The sequence below is a fragment of the Lentibacillus sp. Marseille-P4043 genome (genome assembly GCF_900258515.1).
Classification (GTDB): domain Bacteria; phylum Bacillota; class Bacilli; order Bacillales; family Amphibacillaceae; genus Lentibacillus_C.
The window spans coordinates 3,374,318-3,393,854 of sequence record NZ_LT984884.1; the positions used below are offsets into that span (position 1 = coordinate 3,374,318).

A 19,537-nucleotide genomic window follows, 5' to 3' on the forward strand; every position below is an offset into this window, starting at 1 on the left:
AAGCCCAAAAAACGGACTGAACTAGTATAAACCTCGTAAGAAGAAATGAACGTTTTCATGTGTAATGATAAAAAGCAGCAACCCCAAGGTTGCTGCTTTTTATTAATTAAAACGAGTACTATTCATCTTAATCATGCAAGTCAATCAACACCACGCATAAACTGGTGTATTTTTTTTGAAAATATCCATAATACAATTCCAATAATTACTGAAAGTGTACCGATAATCATAAAATAGGTAACTTGGGTATCAATGCTATAATACTTAACCAATTGCGCATTAATCGCTTGTGCGGAGGCATTAGACAAATACCAAACACTCATGGTCTGCGACGCAAATGCTGCTGGTGCGAGTTTGGTTGTAGCTGAAGCCCCTACCGGAGATAAGAACAGTTCACCTAATGTAACAATTAAAAAGCTGAAAACCAGCCACATTGGGTTAATTTGGTGTCCGCCTCCAAGCACAAATGGAACGACCATTAAAAGAAACGATAATCCGGCGAGAATGACACCAATAGCAAATTTAACCGGAGTTGTCGGCTGTCTCTTCCCTAATTTGGTCCATGCTAATGCAAACAATGGTGCCAAAAATACAATATAAAATGGATTAATTGATTGGAACCAGCTTGATTGAATATGCAACCAGCCAAAATCCAACTTCGTCTGTGAATCCGCAATTTGCGCGAATATCGTTGATCCTTGTTCCTGGATAGCCCAGAACATCATAGCGGTAATGAATAACGGAATATAAGCTAGCAAGCGAGACTTTTCATCCGCTGTCGTTTTCTTACTATTGTACATTACCAAAAAGTAAGTGATAGGAATAATGATACCAAGGACACTAATTACTCCGGTAAAAACGTCAATTGTCATTACACCTGTCGCAATTGTTATTCCTAGGACAAGCAGGATAGCGATACCTGCTATGGAAAACCAACGTATCAATTTCCCCTTTTCAGCTGGGCTTATTGGGTTTGGCACATAGCGACCTGCCTCTCCTAATGTTTTACGGGATGTTATGGCATACCAGATCAATCCAACCAGCATGCCCACCGCTGCAATCGCAAAACCGAGGTGGAAATTGTATGTTTGGCCAATTGTACCAACTATTAACGGAGCTAATAGTGCCCCTGCATTCGCTCCGGTATAAAAGATACTGAAACCTGCATCACGACGATAATCTTCCTTAGAATACAAATCTCCGACAATACTGGACAGATTCGGCTTCAAAATACCTGACCCTAGAATAATCAGTGCCATCGAAACGAATAACGCTGTAACACTTCCTGGTATCGATAATGCCAAGTGCCCAAGCGCAATCAGAATCCCACCATATATGATGGTTGATCTACTTCCCAAAATCCGGTCAGCAAGCCAACCACCAAGAATGGTCGACATATAAACCATTGCTCCATAAATAGACATAATGGACGCTGCTGTCGTTTTATCAAGCCCTAAACCGCCTTTGGTTGTTTCATAATAAATGTAGAATAAGAGTACAGCACGCATGCCATAATAGGAGAAACGTTCCCAGAATTCTATGGAAAACAAAGTAAGTAGGCCTGGAGGATGGCCAAAAAACCCTTTCTGGGGGATGGTTTCCAAAATCTCTTCTTTCCTGCTCTTCATTTGTCTAACCTCTCTTCTGTCTCTCTTGTCGCCTAAATAATTAGACAATTCTATTATTTTTAGGTAAATAATTTAATTAGAATAGTACTAGAATACCCCTCTCTTTTTTCAATTTCAATGCATGAGAAAAAAGTTTTTTTATAACGAAAATAGTGAAAAAAATGACGATAATAGGTAGTTGGATCTTTGAAAAAAAGACAGCCATTATTGTTTACCGAGAAGGGGAAGTTATTCACTAGTGAGGCAATCAATAGTGTTTGAATAGATTCCATTTACTGCTAATATGCGTTATATTGATAGTCGAACGCAATGTAAAACGAGAAAATCTTTACATACAGTTGAGAGGCGATCACATGAATAAATGGTTTTACTTTAATTTTTTATTATTTATTGCTGCAATTTGGCAAGTTGTTCGAGTCAGTCCATTAACAGGTATAAAAACTCATATTTTTCTTGGCTTGCTGGGTCTCTTATTTTTCTTATTCAACTGGACACGACATGCGGTGTTTTCGACCATTCGCAACACACCAAAACGAGAAACCAAGATTAAGCTTGCTAATTTATCCAAAAGAATCGTTCCTTATCATCGTTGGACAGGTACGACTGCACTCATCATCATTATCATCCACGCCTCACTTGTCATTCAGCGTTATGAGTTACACCTTAGCTGGCCTAAAATGGCAGTAGGATCTGTTGCTGGGATTCTTTTAATTGGCATGGTAACGACTGGATGGTTACGATTATTCCGACCGTCAATACGAAAGCGGAAGTTACATTTGTATGTAGGTATGTCTTTGTTCTTCATAATTTTTGTCCATTTATTGCTCTAAAAACGTCGATAAACAAGATAACATGCCAGTGGAACTTGTCTCTCCCGTTTTAGTATTTGACCTTAAAAAGCGCGAAGAATCTTGAAGGTTCCCCGCGCTCTTAAATGCTATTTCTTTTTCCATACCGTTAAATACTTTTTCCTGTACTTCTCATCTTCTTCTGTTTCAATCAAGTCCAGTGCTGTTTGCTTTATGTCTTCATCTTCAACTTCATCATATAAATTTTTCAAACCTTGGATAATATCAAATCGGATCAACGTATAATTCTTCTCATCTATGCAATGGTGAAAACGGTCAACCAAATGATGGATCACCATTTGTTTTTGCTCTGGTCCTGCTAGCCCTATTTTCCAAATAGATTGTAAGCTATGTCTAGCGGTAACAAACTTTTTGTCTTTCGTTACTTCCCAAATCTGTGAAAAATCATTAAGTATTCTTTTTTCCGGATCACTAATTGCCAAACTGGAAAGAAATTGTGCGGCTCTTGACCTTGTGTGATTGTCAGAATCCGATAAACCTTCTTTCAACTGGTCCCATACCTCATAAGCCCAATCTACTTCTTCCATTGTAGCTGCAAGAATGTTTTGAAATGCTTCATATTGCACTTCCTTATCTTTAGAGTTTAGATTTTCAAAATAGGATTGTGTTTTGCTGTCCATTTATATTCCCTCCTGACGCGTATCTGTATTTAAATTGGTCGTCCTTAAAAATAGAATTGTAGGTTTTCTTAACGTTTTCATTAGTATACATCGCGCTATTCTCCTTGACAACGGATTATGATCCAAGATTTTGACATAACAATTCAAATAAGATATATTATCAATAGACGAACATTATAAATAAAATAAAAATAAATATTCGTGTTTAGGAGTGTTAATCATGGAAAATGTATTTGATTATGAAGATATCCAGTTGATTCCGGCAAAATGTGTGGTCGACAGTAGATCAGAATGTGATACTAAAGTGACGTTCGGCGGGCATACATTTAAGTTGCCTGTAGTTCCATCAAACATGCAAACAATTATCGACGAAAAGATAGCGCTATATCTAGCTGAAAACAATTATTTCTATATTATGCATCGCTTTGATCCGGACGAAAGGCTAGCTTTTGTTAAAGATATGCAAAAACGTGGATTATTCGCATCCATAAGTGTAGGTGTGAAAGCAGAAGAATATTCATTTATTCAACAATTAGCCAATGAACAACTCACACCGGAATACATTACGATCGATATCGCTCATGGTCATTCCAACGCGGTAATAAACATGATTCAACATATTAAGAAACACTTGCCTAACAGCTTTGTAATTGCCGGAAATGTCGGAACACCGGAAGCAGTTAGGGAACTGGAACATGCTGGTGCAGATGCAACAAAAGTGGGAATTGGGCCTGGGAAAGTATGTATTACGAAGATCAAAACAGGATTTGGAACGGGAGGATGGCAATTAGCTGCCCTAAGATGGTGTGCCAAAGCAGCTAGCAAACCAATCATTGCTGATGGCGGTATTCGTACGCATGGTGATATTGCAAAATCTATCCGCTTTGGTGCCTCGATGGTTATGATCGGTTCCCTATTTGCAGGCCATGAAGAATCTCCAGGTGAGACCGTTGAGAAAGACGGAAAGCTTTATAAAGAATATTTTGGCTCAGCCTCGGAATTCCAAAAGGGAGAAAAGAAAAACGTTGAAGGCAAGAAAATGATTGTCGATTATAAAGGTCCATTAAAAGATACGTTGAATGAAATGGAACAAGATCTGCAGTCTTCTATTTCCTATGCTGGCGGAAACAAACTAGAAGCAATTCGCACAGTCGATTATGTTGTAGTGAAGAATTCAATATTTAATGGAGATAAGACGTATTGATAATTACGACACCTCACCTTTGTATATCGCTAACGGATCTTCCGCTTTGTAAGTCTCGCTAAGGCTTTAGCGCTGGAGTTGGACGTGGTCTGTCCTGGTTAAGAACAAAATAGCCCAAAATTTTATAATTTCTCATCTTCTATATAAAAACGATAAAGGTAGTTTGTAACTACTTTTATCGTTTTTTGCTTGAATTGCCTTTTTTCAGTTCAGATAATTTAATGGCTAAGTCCTTCATTCCGTTTCCCTGTAATCTTTTCAATTTCAACTTCGAATAACTCTATTTTCGAAAGAGCTGGATACCCTTTTGCAAAGGACCATTCCGGATCCCCGTACTTTTCAAGCAATCGGTCAAAAAACCATTCTTTCTTCGCATCGTCTTTTATATGATTGACATTCCCAAACACTACTGCACTTTGATAAACTAAAGCTGATTGACATGCATATTTCTTACCTGGATGTAAATCACCCATTTCACTAACCTCGATACAAATACGTGGGTTTTTTTCGATATTAGACCAAAATTGACTTTCTCTCAGATTTCCAATATGCAGATATAATTTTGTTCCCTGTTCATATACGTACACTAATGGGATGACATATGGAAAGCCCTCTTCATCGACTGTCGCCACATGCGCAACTCTCCCCATTTTCAAAAAGTGATAGACTTCTTCCTCAGGAATTTCCCGCTTTTTGTTGTGAATTTCTCCTCGCACATTGCTCACTTCCTTATATATATTAATTTTACTCCGTATTCATCATTATTATATACCTTTATAGTTTTCCTCCGCCAACGATAGTCTGTCCCATCAATATTTTCAGATGAATTTTATCTTCATTGTTTAAAGAGGAATGAGCATCTATTCCAGGCCAGCGCTAGAAAGATCGAATAGACCTCACCCGGCTGTTAAACTCAGGGAGGTCTATTTTTTATGGTCTATGAAATGTGGGGTTGATTTTGCAGATGCATATATTCCGGCCTATACCGAAAAGTCTAAGCATCCGCAAATCATTACTTTTAATACGAAAAATTTTTGTAAAGGTGATGTTCTAAGTATTTGATATGTGCTTTATTCAAATTATCATCCTTATTGGTCAAGACGATAACCTCATTCCAGAAATCCTTTTCCTTCAAATGCTGGTTCAAACGCTTCAATACATCCTCAGCTTCACCAATATAGGCTGTTTCTGTTTCATATTGCTCGTCATCTTTACCAAACAATAAATATACACCTGTGCCATTTAGTTCTGGTCTATCTTTACTATCACGAATTTTATTGCGTGGTATTTTAAATGCCTTGCCCGTCCAATTAGAAAGTTCCGCACTCATTCTTCCAGTCGGTTCCCCATCAATCAAAAAAATTTTAATCGTTTTCCCCAACACACTCGACATTCATTCACCTCCAATTTCAAAAAGTCATGCTTCCCCCATATACTCAGAATTCCAATTAATACCATCCAGAGCGCCAATAATCTTCTTCGCATCATCAATATTATCCCGGAATATTTCGGTTACACTGCCCAACACTTGGAATGGATCTTGCTGTAGCACTTTCTTTTCCAAGTAGCCATTTTTGACAACATATTCGATAAGTTCTGCTGCTAAAAGAGAGTGATCCGAGAAGTTCTCGATTCTTTCACGATGGGAAAGATAGCATGTCAACAAGCTCCCAGAAAGTTTCGGGGATAAAAATATATAATCCAGTCGAAACCCATTATTTTTAGTACTGTACCAAGTATAATCAAGCACCCCAGCATGGGATTTCTTCCAGGCATCTGTCCAGCCACTTTCTAATAATTTCATGATAAAATTACTATATTTAAGCGGGGCATTTTCCTTTTCATCTCGTCTAGCGGTATTAAAATCCCCGACAATTATCGCCTTGTCATTCGTTCTATGATGAGCATACTGTACTATTTGCTGCCAAAAAAAGGCCTTATCATACGTTTCATTCACATTCGGCACGTGAACCCCTAGCAAATATATGTTATGAGACGGGATATACACTTCATTCCAGCGATGTGAACCTTGTTGTTTGGAAAAAGGTGGGGAATAATCTTTCAACGGATAAGCCGATAATATGAGTATTCCATTTTCCTTTTTTGGCGGGTATGAGGATTGTATGTAAGTCCACCCTTCCTTTCTTAACTCAGAAACGAGAAATGCTCCTGCATCATTATTTTTATATTCGGTGAGCACAATCAAATCAGCTTGATGTGAAATAAGCGAATTAACAATCTGCTGGATCGCCTTCCTCCCACCCTGTCGAATATTCCATGTTACTATTTTAAGTTTCTTCATATAGTTTTCACCCCGAAAAAGCTATTCGCTTCTCCACATCCTCTTTCTTTGGCATCCCGGTCTGGGCGCCTTGCTTTTCAACAGAAAGGGATGCTGCTGCATTAGCAAATAAAACCGCATCACTTAAGTCATACTTGTTAACTAACGCAAAGGCAAGTGCACCGTTAAAGGTATCGCCTGCGCCCGTTGTATCGATGGCCTTTGTTGGAAATCCTGAAATTTTTACATGATTTTGGCCATCAAAATATTGAGCCCCTTCTTTCCCCAAAGTGACAATCAACTGGTTTGGATACATCTCTAAAGCATCTTTCATTTCCATATTAAAAATTTGCCGACATTCATTTTCGTTAGGAGTCAGAAAATTAATTTTAGACATGAGCTGCTTATCAAAATGTTCCGCTGGTGCAGGGTTAAGAATAATTGGCACATTTTTTTCATGACATATCTCCACCACTGTTTGAACAGTCTCAGGTAGTATTTCGAGTTGTATTACAACCATATTACTGTAGCTAATCGTATCTTTCAAAGCTGTAATCGCGGCCTTTTTCAATTCGTAATTTGCACCTGGCACAACGATAATACGGTTATCATTATTAGATATAATAACATTTGCTACACCAGTCGATGTATTAGGTACATTCCTAATATTTGACACATTCACGTTTTCATAATGTAAATGACTCTTTAGCTCACTTCCAAATACATCTTCGCCGACACATCCGATCATTCGTACATCACCGTCTAAACGTGCGGCTGCAACTGCTTGATTCGCACCTTTTCCCCCTGGTGAAGTTGCAAATTCCTGACCTAGAATTGTTTCACCTTGTACAGGAATATTTTTCACTTTTACAATTAAATCCATGTTTATGCTTCCAACAACAGTTATCAATATGCTCATACCTTTCATTTATAGCTCTAACTACTACATCTCACTATCTGTTAAAACTTTGAGTAAAATTATAACATTTTTTCCAATCAAAAACCCCCTTAGCACACTCCATGCTAAAGAGGTCGTAATCCGCAATCAAATTAAATTTTCTTGTCTCCACTCATGATCAAAATTCCTAAAACCTATCATGAAAACATATCAAGCCTGGATTTCCTTCGCTTCTACCGCTTCAAATCCCATTTTATGAATTCTTTCAATAATGTTGGAAATGGCCACAAGATTCCGATCGAATGTTACACACCCTTTTTCACTTTGCCAATTCACATCTATTTCGATTACTCCCTCCATCTTTGAAATGGCTTTTTCGACTTTAATCGGACAGTTCACACAATGCATTCCTTTAATATCAAGGTATGCTGTTTCATTCATGACGCACTCACCACCTTATAACGAATAATAATACATTTTATGTTAGCCTTATGGTGCTTAGAACAAATGAATAGGTATCTCTTTCTTTGATTAACATTTACAATTCCAGTTTTACCTGTTATGTCTTTGAACAAGACGAAGGGAAAGCTTAATACCTGTTTTGTGCATCCCCAGCATAAAGACGCCGGCCATCATTTGGTCATATTTCGTGTTGAATGGCGGAGGAAGTAAACTAAAAGTAGAAGTTGTTTGATAAGGGATACATAGGTGTGCTGTGCGTTCAGCGAGAAATGGGTTATCCATCCCATTGACTAATGCGTTTACTATAAATAGCAAACAGGCTGGCATGATAAAAATACTGCTCTTGAATGCATACCGTTTTAACTGCTCCTTGTGCAATCGGTGGCTGGAATCTGGTGATGTGATTGGTGTCCACATATGAAAAGCGAGTAAAAACAGCAGGAGGAGGTATATATGCTGAATGAAGGAAAATTGGGATAACATATTTAGCATAACGGGTACATGATACATAAAGAAAAGGATGGCAAATGCGACTAAAGCAGCCTTAGGTGGCGGGAATAATTTCAGGATACCTTTTATCGCAGAGTGTTTACGGATTGCCTTAAACATTGATTCAGGAATCCCTAGCATAAAAATTGGCGGAAAAATAAAAAACAGCACGCTAATTTGTATCATGTGCAAACTGAAAGAAAGAGGACTAATCGCTGAAAAAGGACTGCCGGTCGCCATGTAAAATAAGAATAGAGAGATTTAAAAAAGAAGTGGCTGTTTCGAATATGCTTTTATTGCAGTATGACGGTGCAACCAATGTCCATATAAAAGTGCCACACCTGTCAGAAACAGCAAAAGCGGAACATTCCAAGCCGATCCATATAAAAACAAAACCTCAAAGACCATTTCATCCTCCTTTACGTACTGTTTTGATACATATTTATATTTATGAAGGAATGTATATTATATGTTTGGTTTTGAATTTTTTAATTACATTATAACAAAAAGGCACACAATCAAAATCCCCCTCTTCTGATGCGAGGGGGAAACATAAATTTTCATCGAGCCGAATATCCACCATCAATTACTAGTTCGCCACCAGTAATATACGAAGCTTCATCAGTCGCAAAGAATAAAATAGCATTAGCGACTTCTTCAGGCTTGCCTAAACGTTTCATCGGTGTCGCATTAACCAGCATATTCATGGCATCTTTATATTCCGTTAGTGTGGCGGTCATTGGCGTTTCGATAACACCAGGAAACACCGTATTCACACGAACATTAAATTGGCCCAATTCGGCTGCAGCTGCACGGGCAATAGCGCGTAGGGAACCTTTTGATGCAGAGTAATGGTTAAACCCGGAGCCAATAATAGCCGTATAGGAACAAGTATTGACGATTGAACCTTTGCCAGCTTCTTTCATATATTTAGAAGCATGCTTAATTCCAAGGAAAGGGCCAAATGAATTGATCTTATGCATTAAGGTCCAGTCCGCCTCTGTAATTTGATCGGGTGCTTTTTCAGACGAAATACCTGCATTATTAATCAAAATATCGATCCGGCCGTATTTGTCAACAACAGCCTTTGTTACTGCCGCCCAGTTTTCATCGGAAGAAACATCCAATTTCATTCCCTCTACTTGATCTAATTCAGCAATTTTTTGTAAGTTTTCTTCATTAATGTCTGCTGCAATAACCGTTGCCCCTTCCCCAGCAAACAACTTCACCATTGCAGCACCCATACCGGATGCTCCGCCAGTAATAATGGCAATTTTATCTTTCAAACGATCCATCCTTATCGATCCTTTCATATTAAGATTCTTTTTCAGAAAAACTTGTCTCCAACTTGATTATAGAACAAATACAATTTAATTGGAAAATAACAGCATTGGAAATCAAAATCTAAAAACAACGTGGATTGATAAAGGAAACTTCCACTTGAAAGTCTCCCTACAAAATATGTATTACATCAATTCATTGAAGCTGCATCCTAAACCGAAAAATTAAACCGAACCCCAAATCCACTTCACATCAATGAACTTTTTTCCATCAAATGATAACCTATAAATATCCGGCATTCCAAGATCCTTCCAAAAATCAAAGCCATACTTATCATCAAAATAGTTCATCATTAAAACCATCAGATTACCATGTGTTCCGATAACGATATTTTCACCCACATGTTTATCCAATAATTGCATCACAGCCTTGACGCCTCTATTTTGAGAAAATCTGTTGGATTCCCCGCCTTGCCAGTGAAAATCAAAATCTCCCCAAACCCTTGTGATTGCAGCCTTGAAGTCTTCAACCGGTTTTTCGGATAATATTCTCTCTCTAAAAGCATTTTCTATCTTAATCTCTTTACCACTGTATTCGGCAATTCCTTCAACCGTTTGCATCGCACGCTTATACGGACTTGAATAGACAGTATCAATTTTCTCGGCACTTAGTAATTTCGTAACTGTCAATGCATCGGCAAAACCGCGATCTGATAACGGCCTTCCTAGTTCATCAGGTGTATATGTAGAATGCGCATGTCTAACCAAATACAAATTAGTAGGCAAATCGAACACCTCCCCTATTACAATGTTGGGTGGTACTACAAGGTGAATCTAAAGTTCCAGTAAAACTCGCATAAATTTACCATTCGATTCACTTTGGAAATCTTGAATTCGGGGATTCGCTTCACGGTTATCGCACATCATTTCATTCTATTATTAATACTCTGCTGCAAAAAAATCATCTCATCAGCAAGTTTTTGAATTCGCTCAGAAACACCACGATCGATGATGTCATCACTTTCTATATCAAAGGAGTCATTTTGGATAAAAACGTTTCCCGTTGGTATCAATCCTTTAAGATAAGATAGGACTGGTTTTAATTGGTACTCCGTTACAAGAAAATGTTTGTCTGACCATCCTGTTGCAACAATACCTGTTACTTTATATTTAAAAGCATTTTCGGGAAAATGATCCAGCAGATTTTTCAATACACCTGATATAGATGCTTGATAAATTGGCGTGCCAAACACCAAAAAATCTGCTGACAAAATCTTATCAACGACATTCCACGTATCATCATTATATAATGCGATGGGAGCTCCAGTTGCAAACTCTACCTCATAATCTTTTAAATCAATTAATTCTATCTCTATGGATGAGTCGATAAATTTGGCAGCTGCTAACACATCGTAAACAGCTTGAGATGTCTTATTACCAGCCAAAGTTCCTGATACTCCAACAAGTTTCAACTTAATCCCCTCTCTTCTCATTAAATTAGATCTTCGTCACCTTTTTCCTATTCCCTTTACCTCCCGCAACACTTTTTATATTTTTTACCACTGCCACACGGACAGGGATCGTTTCTGCCTATTTTGACACGTTGCTTGCTAGTAAAATTACTTGTTGGTAAGGCTTGCAATGATTCTTGTCCACGTAATTCTGCAGACATATAACCTTTTAGGAACCATTCCCTCGTGTTGTTCATCAAATTAACGATTTGATCCATTACAGCCTGTACTGCTTCCATACTATCAAATTCAAGCGTGGCACTTAAAAAGTGGATAATATCGTTTGGTTCATGACCTATTCGTGTTGCATATACACATTCTTCTACAAGCTCATCCGCCTCTTGCCTATCTAGCTCATAGTTTTTCTTAAGGAAGCTCACGAATTGAGTATAGCTCTTATTACGATCAACAAAGCCAGGCTCCCCTGCTTTTAGAAGTTGTTCTTTCGTAAATGGATAGAAAGACAAATTATCTCTCTTCTGATGCTCTTGTCTCACTCTATTCGAATCAAACACCCTGTAATTTGAGTAACCATTCTCATCGATCGTGAGCTCCTTATTGTATGAATTGGCATTATGAATTACAGATATATACTCAAAAAGATCAGGAATTTCATTTGTGTATACTATTACCATCTTTTCCAACTGTGATAAGGTTAGCGTTCCAAAATAATACAACAGTCCACGTGTGAGCTTGATCCATTCAGTATTTCTTCTTGCTATCGACTTAACGTTAGAATTGGATTCCAGAAGCAATAATGGCTCTAGTAGCTCCTTAGGTATAGCTAGGATCTCTTTCCCCTTAAAAGATCCAGTATACAGGACACCACTCTCACGAAAATATTCAAGCTGATCTAATTCTAATTTCGGTGCCGTAATATAACCGCCATTACGAGCAATTTTTCTTAGTATGTCAAAGCGTTCTGTATCCAATTGCAAACAAGTTTCCTCAAGTAATTCGGGAATCTTTTCTTGTAATAATGCGATTAACTCTGCTTTTCTTAAGGTACTAGCATTTTTTATCTCTAAACGCTTTCGAATGCTATCTAGTTCATATTTCGTATACCTGTTCAGGCCTTCATGAAGTGTAAAAGGAACATCAATTTCACTCCAAAATTTTTCATGCTCTTTTTTCTCCATATTTTCTCTATCTATTTTTAGTTGTGCCAAAACATCCGCTAGGTTTTCCTCTATTTCGTTATTCTCATTATTACTCACGTCACTCACCTCTACTACATTCTACAATATCGCACATCATCTAACATTAATTATATCAAAATCTCATTGATAACTGTGCTGACTTTTCCTTTTATTCATTTTATATTGACAGAATTTAGTTGCGCATATATAGTAAAGGAGTCGATAGTATCATACAATTTGATTCCGTAGCTCAGTAGGGAGAGCGCCACCTTGACAGGGTGGAGGTCGTTGGTTCGAGCCCAATCGGAATCATAAAATAACAAAAAGCCTGTACCCTTGTATATCAAGAGCACAGGCTTTTATTTTGATTGAAACCCTGCTTTACATCAAAAATATTTCGAGGCCAATATTTTGGCTGTGCGTGTGGCAAGCGCTTGTGTTGTTATGGTTGGATTAGGTCCTCCAAGGGAATTATAATCGGCACTGTTATCAGCAACATAAAGTCGTTCTACTTGGTAAGCTTCACATGTTGTATCAACGACAAAACCCATCCGCATCGAGCTTTGTAGGTGAATGAAGTAATTCGGCGGAAGATCGGTTCGGTGGACTTTTTTCGCACCTGTCTGCCGTAAAATATTTGTGGCGATTTTCGCTAATTGTTCTCTTCTTTTTTTCGATTTTTCACTTGGTGTATAATGTACGATCGGTACTGCCCCGTGTTCATCTTTAATATGAGGATCCAACTCGACTCTATTATGATATTGCACTTCATCATCAGTAATCACGGAAAGTGTGAGCGATCTTCTGTAGCCTTCCATCGCTTCTTCCAGTTCAGAACCGACAAGTCTTCCTCGTTGATCCCACATGTCTGAGTCAGATTCACGAAGACTATTATAGCCGGATTGACTAAACCCAAATAAAGGTTGAGCTGTTAATCCTGGACTTTCCCCGATAATTTCAATCATACCGAGACCGGGATAATCAAGTCGTGCTCCCGAAGTATGGCCAATGAATGGGTTGACCGCTGGAGTACCTACAATATCCATCAATGTTTGCTCTTCAAATGTTCCTGTAATCATGTCCATATAATGATTTGTCAAACCACGGCCTACCCATGGATTATAAGGTAAATCAGAGTTCAACCAAAGTCGTGGCGATTCGATACAGCCAGCCGCCATCACGACTACTTTTGCACGTAATTCCTTGATTTCACCTGTCCATGTATCCCGGATTTGAACCCCCACTGCATATTGGTTTCCGCTGGGAGTTTTCTCTGTTAATACTTTCATTACAAATGTATTCGGCCTAAATGTCACATTCCCTGTTTTCATCGCCAGTGGAACGTAGCTGACAGCCGTAGTACGTTTAGCCATTTTTTCGTATGATGGACCATAAGGACATCCTTGACCACAATGACCACTTAACGTACAACCCTCCATATGGCTTAATTCTTCTAAAGAATAACTAGAATCCATTAAATGTTTATTTGGTGGTAATATTGCATTTGGTTGCGGACGGTAGCCAATGCTTGTTACATCTAATGTTTGATTAACGGAAAAGCCGGCTTTTTCTGAGCCATAATAGAAAAGCGCCTCTTTCGTTGTCGTTGGTGCAAATTCAACTGGTAATGTGGCTTCTACTTTTTCATAATAGGGAACGAGCTCATTGTAATGAATAGGCCACTCAGCGATTGCTTCAGGAAATGCACGTGGAGAGTTGGCATAGTAATGAAGCGTAGACCCGCCAATCCCTGCACTTTGCCATAATATTGCCGGGTCAGGAATGTTTCTGTACCAAGGCGTGCGTCTACGGTCTGCTGCTCCCCAGCGAAATTTACCAGTAACGAAATCATTCATATCATTTTCAAGTCTTGTTAATTGGCTTCGGTAGAGGGAACCATCCAAATCTCTTGGGTCGGAACTTTCTTTCGCCTCCCCTCTGCTCTCATTCGGTTCGGGCCATTTTCTATTTCCATACCAGGGGCCTGCTTCAAGTACTAGCACATTAATTCCTAGCTCCCCAAGTTCTTTTGCAATAACGGGACCACCGCCACCTGCTCCAATAACAATAACATCAGGATCTGTTTTCATTCGACATCCTCATTTCTTCCCATTTTTAATAAAAAGCCACGAAAATCACGATAACCCAAAGATACACCAGGATAACCAATTTGTTGCCAACTCAAAGGAAAAAATTCCAATCGTCGATTACTTGGAGGATTTAACCGTGTCGAACCATAAGCAGACCATTCTGAATAATAGCCAAACAACGAAAGACGATTTAATGCATCTGTCACATATTTGACCATTCCAGCATTATTTTGAAATGGGGATGGCAACGAGTAAAGATCAATATCAAGTTCTTCTAGCGCAGATAACGTAACAACTCGATCTTTTCGGGAAAGATGAGAAAACATCCCCCCTCCAGGAAATAAACTTTGTGGTAAGGCCTGTTTCTGATGGCGTTTCACAAGTTGAGTTGCTGCAACGTCTAACATGAGAGCTGTGGGATAAGCGAGAGGGACAACAGTATGATGCAACTGTTGCTGAATCGAAATGTAATGATTAAGACCATAGATGACATAATTATGTACCCCCATGTCCTGTTCAATAAAAGGGGGCTCATGTTGATTTGCTGAAGGCAGTAAGGCATCCGTAAGGGCCCGGAAGCTTACCTGCACATATCCTTGAGGTTCGATACAAACACTGATGACGTTTCACCTCTTCCTAATTTAACCGACTACTAGTGCTGTTCAAAAGGGGCCCAGAAGTTCGAAATTCAACGTGCCATTTTGCCGGACTTTTTGAACATCTTCTCCACTACTGTATTTTATAGTTCTATTTTTTATGCCCAGATACTCACTATTTCCTTTGAAAATACGTTTATAAATGATGAAACTAGCCTTCTTTAGCTTAATTTTAACTAAAAATTCGCTTTTAACTTAAAACCAGCATTTCAACAAACACCACCCTTCTCAAAAATGTAATTACACTATATAATAGATTTAATAGAAAGGAGTCGACAAAATGGATGAATACGGATTTAAGGAAATTTTAAACGCGTTTAAACTTCATTCTGAGCATATTGATAAGAAAATGGATACATTGAAAGCCGATTTAACAGGTCAGATAAACGGTTTAGGGACACGGGTGGATGGGCTTGATAACCGAATGGATGAAGGATTTAAACGTGTTGATAAAAAATTAGATAACCTTAATAAAAAACTTGTTGGTTTAAGAGTCGAACTAACCGAAACACAGGAAACGGTTGACTATTTATCAAGTAAAAACGTACAACATGAGAAAAAACTTCGAAGTGTTTACAGGCAACAAGCATAGAGAGATAACCCCATTTGTAGAAGATTCCCACTAGACAATACCTCCACCTTCCCCTTCTGTTTAGAAATGAAAAGGAAAGTGGAGGCTTTATTTGTATAGAATAAGAAGATTCTGCTACTCTATTTATCATTTTTCATCAAGCGCAAGCAACCCCCACAACTTTCCCTCGGAACGCCGCAATTCCTATCATCACGATACAATTTTTGGATAATTCCTTAAATACCAGTATAATAGACCCTATCATCCTAATCACAACACGGGGGTCCACATGAAAACTATCTTCACATTCTTAAAACCTTACAAACTTACAATCATCATCGCCTACAGTTTGACCATGATCGAACTGGCAACCGAGCTACTTCTTCCTTTTTTCTTAGGGAAAATGATCAACCAAGGGGTAGTCAATAAAGATATTGATTCTATTATTGTATGGGGCAGTATTATGATTGGACTCGCTTTTACAGCGTTTCTAGCGGGGATTATAAATTCTTTTTACGCTTCCCATACGAGTTTGAGTGTTTCTTATGACATGCGTGAGAAACTTTTTCAGAAAATCCAGTCCTTCTCATTTGACAATTTGAATCAATATCCAACGTCAGCACTCGTGACCCGTTTCACCAATGACATTCGCCAAATCCAAAACACCATCTTTATGGGATTGAGGATTATGACAAAAGCACCGCTCATTGTACTTGGAGGTGTTGTCATGGCATTTGTGGTGAATGCTAGACTTGCAGTTATCTTTCTTATTACGGTGCCGCTTCTGATCGCTTTTCTTTTTTTGGTGTTAAAGAAAGCAAGTTCCATGTTCAACAATGTGCAAAAACGTGTAGACCATGTTAATCAAGTGATGCAGGAAAATTTATCTGGCATGCGTTTGATTAAGGCATTTCTCCGTCGTGATCATGAAGAAAATCGGTTTACAAAAGCAAATCAAGACCTAGCCATTCAAAATCGGAAAACATTTCGCTTCGTGGAGTCTTCCATGCCAGTTCTGCTTTTCGTAATGAATATGAGTTTAATTTTCATTTTATGGTTCGGTAATAAGCAGGTCCTAGCCGGTCAAACTTCAGTCGGAGATATTGTGGCAATAGTTAATTATGCATTGCGAGTGGCCATGTCTATTTCGATGTTTACGTTTATTACGATGGCTTTTTCACGTGCTAAAGCATCCGCTGAACGAATTGACACTGTTCTTAAAGTAGATGTTGATTTAGTAGATGACAAGGTTGTAAATCAAGCAGCAAGCATTACCGACGGAAAAATCACATACAACAATGTTTCTTTCAGCTATCCGAATACAAACGAAACTGTCCTCCATGATCTTTCGTTTACTATAAAACCTAGAGAAAAGTTGGCAATTATCGGTGCAACCGGATCAGGGAAAACCTCCCTATTTCAACTAATCCCTCGTCTGTATGATGTAAACGATGGCGAAATCGTTCTTGATGACCATCCTATTTCGTCTTATACAACGGAAAATTTGCGTCGTGGAATTGGTTATGTTCCACAAAATCCGCTACTATTTAGTGGAACAATTTTTGAAAATATTGCTTGGGGAAAAGAAAATGCAACACCACAAGAAGTAGAACAAGCTGCAAAAGATGCGCAGATCCATGAAACAATTATGGGACTCCCACATCAATACAAGACAAAAATCGGCCAGAAGGGTGTCAATTTATCTGGTGGTCAAAAGCAACGAATTTCGATTGCCAGGGCACTTATTCGCCGGCCAAAAATTTTAATGCTTGATGACAGTACAAGTGCACTTGACTTAGCTACCGAATCACATTTGTTAGAGGCAATCGAGCATTATGATTGCACAACATTAATCATCACCCAAAAAATTTCAACTGCAATTCGTACAAATCGTATATTATTAATGGATGAAGGTGAACGCCTTGCACTTGGGACACACCACGAACTAATGCATAAGTCAAGCTTGTATCGTAACATCGTGGAATCACAGTTTGGAAAGGAGTATCCACATGCAACTTAAACAAATGAAAGAACCTTTCCAACACGAAAAAATCCATTACAAATCGTTTACTGACAGAAAAAAATCAAATAAAGCACGGAATACTACTGCAACTGTTAAACGAATCTGGACCTATTTGGCACGAGAAAAAGTCAAACTGGCGCTTGTTATTTTGATGGTTGCGGCCAGTTCTGGATTAAGCCTGCTTGGACCATACATGATTGGGATGGCGGTTGACGATTATATTGTTACAAAGGAAAGTACCGGACTTGGCATCTTGTTACTTTGGTTAATTATTATTTATCTGGTTCACTCGCTGTCGATTTTTTTACAAAATTATTGGATGGTTGGGATTGCTCAGAATACGGTTTATTCATTACGAGATGACTTGTTTCGCCAATTCCATCGTCTGCCAATTTCTTATTTTGACAAACGACAACACGGGGAATTAATGAGTAGAATCACGAATGATATTGACACGATTAATAACACACTCAATCAGTCGGTCATTCAAATTTTCACCAGTATTTTGACACTTGTGGGAACAGTTATAGTTATGCTTATATTAAGTCCACTATTAACAGTTGTTACGATGACGATCATTCCCATCATGTTTGTCGGCATGCGCTGGATAACGAAACGAACTGGGCCATTGTACAAACGACAGCAACACGATTTAGGGGAACTAAATGGTTATGTAGAAGAGATCGTTTCCGGGCAGCATATTGTAAAAACGTTCTCCCAGGAAAAACGAGTGATCCAAGAATTTGCTGGGAAAAATCAGGTACTAAAGCTTTCTGGCTTTTGGGCGCAGACGATTTCCGGTTTTATCCCTAAAGTGATGAACATGCTTAATTTCTTAAGTTTTGGGTTAATCGCTTTAGTTGGTGGATTGCTCGCCGTTCACCAAGTAATTACCGTTGGCGTGATCGTTATTTTTACCGAGTATGCCCGGCAATTCACCCGCCCATTAAATGAATTATCCAACCAGTTTAACGTTTTATTGTCCGCAGTAGCCGGTGCAGAGCGTGTGTTTAATGTTATCGATGAAGAACGAGAAGAAAATGACGAAAGCGATGCACAGCAGCTTGCCCAGACAAAAGGCCATGTTGTTTTCCAAGATGTGTCATTTGCCTATGAGGATACACCAATTCTAAAGCAGATAAGTTTCGAGGCAACTCCCGGAGAAACGATTGCCTTCGTTGGCCATACAGGTGCAGGTAAAACAACAATTATTAACCTAATCTCCCGTTTCTATAACTATAATTCGGGCAAAATCACGCTTGATGGTATCGATCTAAAAAACATTAAACGTTCAAGTCTTCGATCACATATGGCATTTGTTTTACAAGATTCTTTTCTGTTTCAAGGAACCATCCGAGAAAATATCCGCTATGGCCAGTTAGCGGCAACAGATGACGCTATCGTAACCGCTGCTAAAAACGCCAATGCACATGCCTTTATAAGTCGCCTGCCAAATGGTTATGACACGGTGCTTGATCAGAATGGCACAGGGATCAGTCAAGGGCAAAAGCAGCTACTCACGATTGCCCGTGCGATTTTAGCTGACCCGGAAATTCTAATATTAGATGAAGCAACAAGCAACATTGACACAGTTACGGAGCTGACCATTCAAGATGCACTGAAACGATTAATGAATGGACGGACGAGCTTTGTCATTGCTCACCGGTTAAATACGATTCAGGAAGCAGACAAAATCATTATGCTAAGGGATGGCCACATTTTGGAACAAGGGTCACATGAGGAACTGATTAACCAGCATGGCAACTATTATCAGCTTTTTAAAGGACATGTAACAAGTGAAGGCGAGCATTAGAAT

Annotated in this window: 20 protein-coding genes and 1 tRNA gene; 6 read left to right on the forward strand and 15 right to left on the reverse strand. The window is 38.7% G+C overall.

Translation table 11 applies throughout. The features are described from left to right. Window positions 1-140 precede the first annotated feature (140 nt). Window positions 141-1,628, reverse strand: coding sequence for a peptide MFS transporter (locus C8270_RS16715; RefSeq protein ID WP_106497927.1), 1,488 nt, complete (start codon window positions 1,626-1,628; stop codon window positions 141-143). Between the two features lie 353 nt (window positions 1,629-1,981). On the opposite strand from C8270_RS16715, the gene C8270_RS16720 reads away from it, so the two are divergent. Further along, on the forward strand, window positions 1,982-2,458 hold the full coding sequence (locus C8270_RS16720; protein WP_106497928.1) for a DUF6529 family protein: 477 nt from the start codon (window positions 1,982-1,984) through the stop codon (window positions 2,456-2,458). Between the two features lie 107 nt (window positions 2,459-2,565). Here C8270_RS16720 and C8270_RS16725 read toward each other — a convergent pair whose 3' ends face one another. Further along, window positions 2,566-3,117, reverse strand: coding sequence for a hypothetical protein (locus tag C8270_RS16725; protein ID WP_106497929.1), 552 nt, complete (start codon window positions 3,115-3,117; stop codon window positions 2,566-2,568). A gap of 220 nt (window positions 3,118-3,337) precedes the next feature. Between C8270_RS16725 and guaC the strand changes: the two genes are divergently transcribed. Then, window positions 3,338-4,321, forward strand: a complete 984-nt coding sequence (gene guaC / locus C8270_RS16730; RefSeq protein ID WP_106497930.1) for a GMP reductase — start codon at window positions 3,338-3,340, stop codon at window positions 4,319-4,321. A 218-nt stretch (window positions 4,322-4,539) separates the two neighbouring features. Here the strand turns inward: guaC and C8270_RS16735 are convergent, their stop codons facing one another. The 11 genes from C8270_RS16735 to C8270_RS16780 all read right to left on the reverse strand — a co-directional run bounded on the left by C8270_RS16735 (window position 4,540) and on the right by C8270_RS16780 (window position 12,459). Next, a complete protein-coding gene (locus tag C8270_RS16735; protein WP_106497931.1) occupies window positions 4,540-5,037 on the reverse strand; it encodes a pyridoxamine 5'-phosphate oxidase family protein in 498 nt (165 codons plus the stop codon). 302 nt (window positions 5,038-5,339) lie between these two features. Further along, the gene (locus C8270_RS16740; protein ID WP_158701754.1) at window positions 5,340-5,714 is read right to left on the reverse strand and encodes a GIY-YIG nuclease family protein; all 375 of its coding nucleotides are present in this window, start codon (window positions 5,712-5,714) and stop codon (window positions 5,340-5,342) included. Window positions 5,715-5,738: 24 nt separating this feature from the next. Further along, the gene (locus C8270_RS16745) at window positions 5,739-6,623 is read right to left on the reverse strand and encodes an endonuclease/exonuclease/phosphatase family protein (RefSeq protein ID WP_106497932.1); all 885 of its coding nucleotides are present in this window, start codon (window positions 6,621-6,623) and stop codon (window positions 5,739-5,741) included. A 7-nt stretch (window positions 6,624-6,630) separates the two neighbouring features. Then, window positions 6,631-7,530 carry a ribokinase gene (gene rbsK / locus C8270_RS16750; protein WP_325034789.1) on the reverse strand — a complete coding sequence of 300 codons (900 nt, stop codon included), beginning with the start codon at window positions 7,528-7,530 and terminating at the stop codon, window positions 6,631-6,633. A gap of 180 nt (window positions 7,531-7,710) precedes the next feature. Further along, the gene (locus C8270_RS16755) at window positions 7,711-7,941 is read right to left on the reverse strand and encodes a cation transporter (RefSeq protein WP_106497933.1); all 231 of its coding nucleotides are present in this window, start codon (window positions 7,939-7,941) and stop codon (window positions 7,711-7,713) included. A 111-nt stretch (window positions 7,942-8,052) separates the two neighbouring features. Further along, on the reverse strand, window positions 8,053-8,712 hold the full coding sequence (locus C8270_RS16760) for a cytochrome c oxidase assembly protein (protein ID WP_267894869.1): 660 nt from the start codon (window positions 8,710-8,712) through the stop codon (window positions 8,053-8,055). Further along, entirely contained in the window at window positions 8,713-8,859 is a 147-nt protein-coding gene (locus C8270_RS20095) for a hypothetical protein (RefSeq protein WP_158701755.1), read from the reverse strand. Between the two features lie 152 nt (window positions 8,860-9,011). Continuing rightward, complete coding sequence (locus C8270_RS16765) at window positions 9,012-9,746, reverse strand: SDR family NAD(P)-dependent oxidoreductase (protein ID WP_106497935.1); 735 nt, start codon at window positions 9,744-9,746, stop codon at window positions 9,012-9,014. Between the two features lie 210 nt (window positions 9,747-9,956). Then, on the reverse strand, window positions 9,957-10,517 hold the full coding sequence (locus C8270_RS16770; protein WP_106497936.1) for a histidine phosphatase family protein: 561 nt from the start codon (window positions 10,515-10,517) through the stop codon (window positions 9,957-9,959). Between the two features lie 137 nt (window positions 10,518-10,654). After that, window positions 10,655-11,203, reverse strand: a complete 549-nt coding sequence (locus C8270_RS16775; RefSeq protein WP_106497937.1) for an NADPH-dependent FMN reductase — start codon at window positions 11,201-11,203, stop codon at window positions 10,655-10,657. A 56-nt stretch (window positions 11,204-11,259) separates the two neighbouring features. Continuing rightward, a complete protein-coding gene (locus C8270_RS16780) occupies window positions 11,260-12,459 on the reverse strand; it encodes a YecA family protein (RefSeq protein ID WP_234028583.1) in 1,200 nt (399 codons plus the stop codon). 161 nt (window positions 12,460-12,620) lie between these two features. On the opposite strand from C8270_RS16780, the gene C8270_RS16785 reads away from it, so the two are divergent. Beyond that, window positions 12,621-12,693, forward strand: a tRNA-Val gene (locus C8270_RS16785). A 74-nt stretch (window positions 12,694-12,767) separates the two neighbouring features. Here the strand turns inward: C8270_RS16785 and C8270_RS16790 are convergent. After that, on the reverse strand, window positions 12,768-14,471 hold the full coding sequence (locus tag C8270_RS16790) for a GMC family oxidoreductase N-terminal domain-containing protein (protein WP_106497938.1): 1,704 nt from the start codon (window positions 14,469-14,471) through the stop codon (window positions 12,768-12,770). Then, window positions 14,468-14,980, reverse strand: coding sequence for a hypothetical protein (locus C8270_RS16795; protein WP_158701756.1), 513 nt, complete (start codon window positions 14,978-14,980; stop codon window positions 14,468-14,470). The genes C8270_RS16790 and C8270_RS16795 overlap by 4 nt, the downstream gene beginning before the upstream one ends. A gap of 427 nt (window positions 14,981-15,407) precedes the next feature. Between C8270_RS16795 and C8270_RS16800 the strand changes: the two genes are divergently transcribed. The 3 genes from C8270_RS16800 (at window position 15,408) to C8270_RS16810 (ending at window position 19,534) form a co-directional block, all read left to right on the forward strand. Further along, entirely contained in the window at window positions 15,408-15,719 is a 312-nt protein-coding gene (locus tag C8270_RS16800; protein ID WP_106497940.1) for a hypothetical protein, read from the forward strand. A 268-nt stretch (window positions 15,720-15,987) separates the two neighbouring features. Continuing rightward, the gene (locus C8270_RS16805; protein ID WP_106497941.1) at window positions 15,988-17,718 is read left to right on the forward strand and encodes an ABC transporter ATP-binding protein; all 1,731 of its coding nucleotides are present in this window, start codon (window positions 15,988-15,990) and stop codon (window positions 17,716-17,718) included. Further along, a complete protein-coding gene (locus C8270_RS16810) occupies window positions 17,708-19,534 on the forward strand; it encodes an ABC transporter ATP-binding protein (RefSeq protein WP_106497942.1) in 1,827 nt (608 codons plus the stop codon). The genes C8270_RS16805 and C8270_RS16810 overlap by 11 nt, the downstream gene beginning before the upstream one ends. Window positions 19,535-19,537: the final 3 nt, after the last annotated feature.

What these genes read in the sequence shown, in the direction of transcription:
- C8270_RS16715 (WP_106497927.1), bottom strand. Translation starts at nt 1,628, where the DNA reads ATGAAGAGCAGGAAAGAAGAGATTTTGGAAACCATCCCCCAGAAAGGG.
- C8270_RS16720 (WP_106497928.1), top strand. Translation starts at nt 1,982, where the DNA reads ATGAATAAATGGTTTTACTTTAATTTTTTATTATTTATTGCTGCAATT.
- C8270_RS16725 (WP_106497929.1), bottom strand. Translation starts at nt 3,117, where the DNA reads ATGGACAGCAAAACACAATCCTATTTTGAAAATCTAAACTCTAAAGAT.
- guaC (WP_106497930.1), top strand. Translation starts at nt 3,338, where the DNA reads ATGGAAAATGTATTTGATTATGAAGATATCCAGTTGATTCCGGCAAAA.
- C8270_RS16740 (WP_158701754.1), bottom strand. Translation starts at nt 5,714, where the DNA reads ATGTCGAGTGTGTTGGGGAAAACGATTAAAATTTTTTTGATTGATGGG.
- C8270_RS16745 (WP_106497932.1), bottom strand. Translation starts at nt 6,623, where the DNA reads ATGAAGAAACTTAAAATAGTAACATGGAATATTCGACAGGGTGGGAGG.
- rbsK (WP_325034789.1), bottom strand. Translation starts at nt 7,530, where the DNA reads ATGAAAGGTATGAGCATATTGATAACTGTTGTTGGAAGCATAAACATG.
- C8270_RS16755 (WP_106497933.1), bottom strand. Translation starts at nt 7,941, where the DNA reads ATGAATGAAACAGCATACCTTGATATTAAAGGAATGCATTGTGTGAAC.
- C8270_RS20095 (WP_158701755.1), bottom strand. Translation starts at nt 8,859, where the DNA reads ATGGTCTTTGAGGTTTTGTTTTTATATGGATCGGCTTGGAATGTTCCG.
- C8270_RS16765 (WP_106497935.1), bottom strand. Translation starts at nt 9,746, where the DNA reads ATGGATCGTTTGAAAGATAAAATTGCCATTATTACTGGCGGAGCATCC.
- C8270_RS16790 (WP_106497938.1), bottom strand. Translation starts at nt 14,471, where the DNA reads ATGAAAACAGATCCTGATGTTATTGTTATTGGAGCAGGTGGCGGTGGT.
- C8270_RS16795 (WP_158701756.1), bottom strand. Translation starts at nt 14,980, where the DNA reads ATGGGGGTACATAATTATGTCATCTATGGTCTTAATCATTACATTTCG.
- C8270_RS16800 (WP_106497940.1), top strand. Translation starts at nt 15,408, where the DNA reads ATGGATGAATACGGATTTAAGGAAATTTTAAACGCGTTTAAACTTCAT.
- C8270_RS16805 (WP_106497941.1), top strand. Translation starts at nt 15,988, where the DNA reads ATGAAAACTATCTTCACATTCTTAAAACCTTACAAACTTACAATCATC.
- C8270_RS16810 (WP_106497942.1), top strand. Translation starts at nt 17,708, where the DNA reads ATGCAACTTAAACAAATGAAAGAACCTTTCCAACACGAAAAAATCCAT.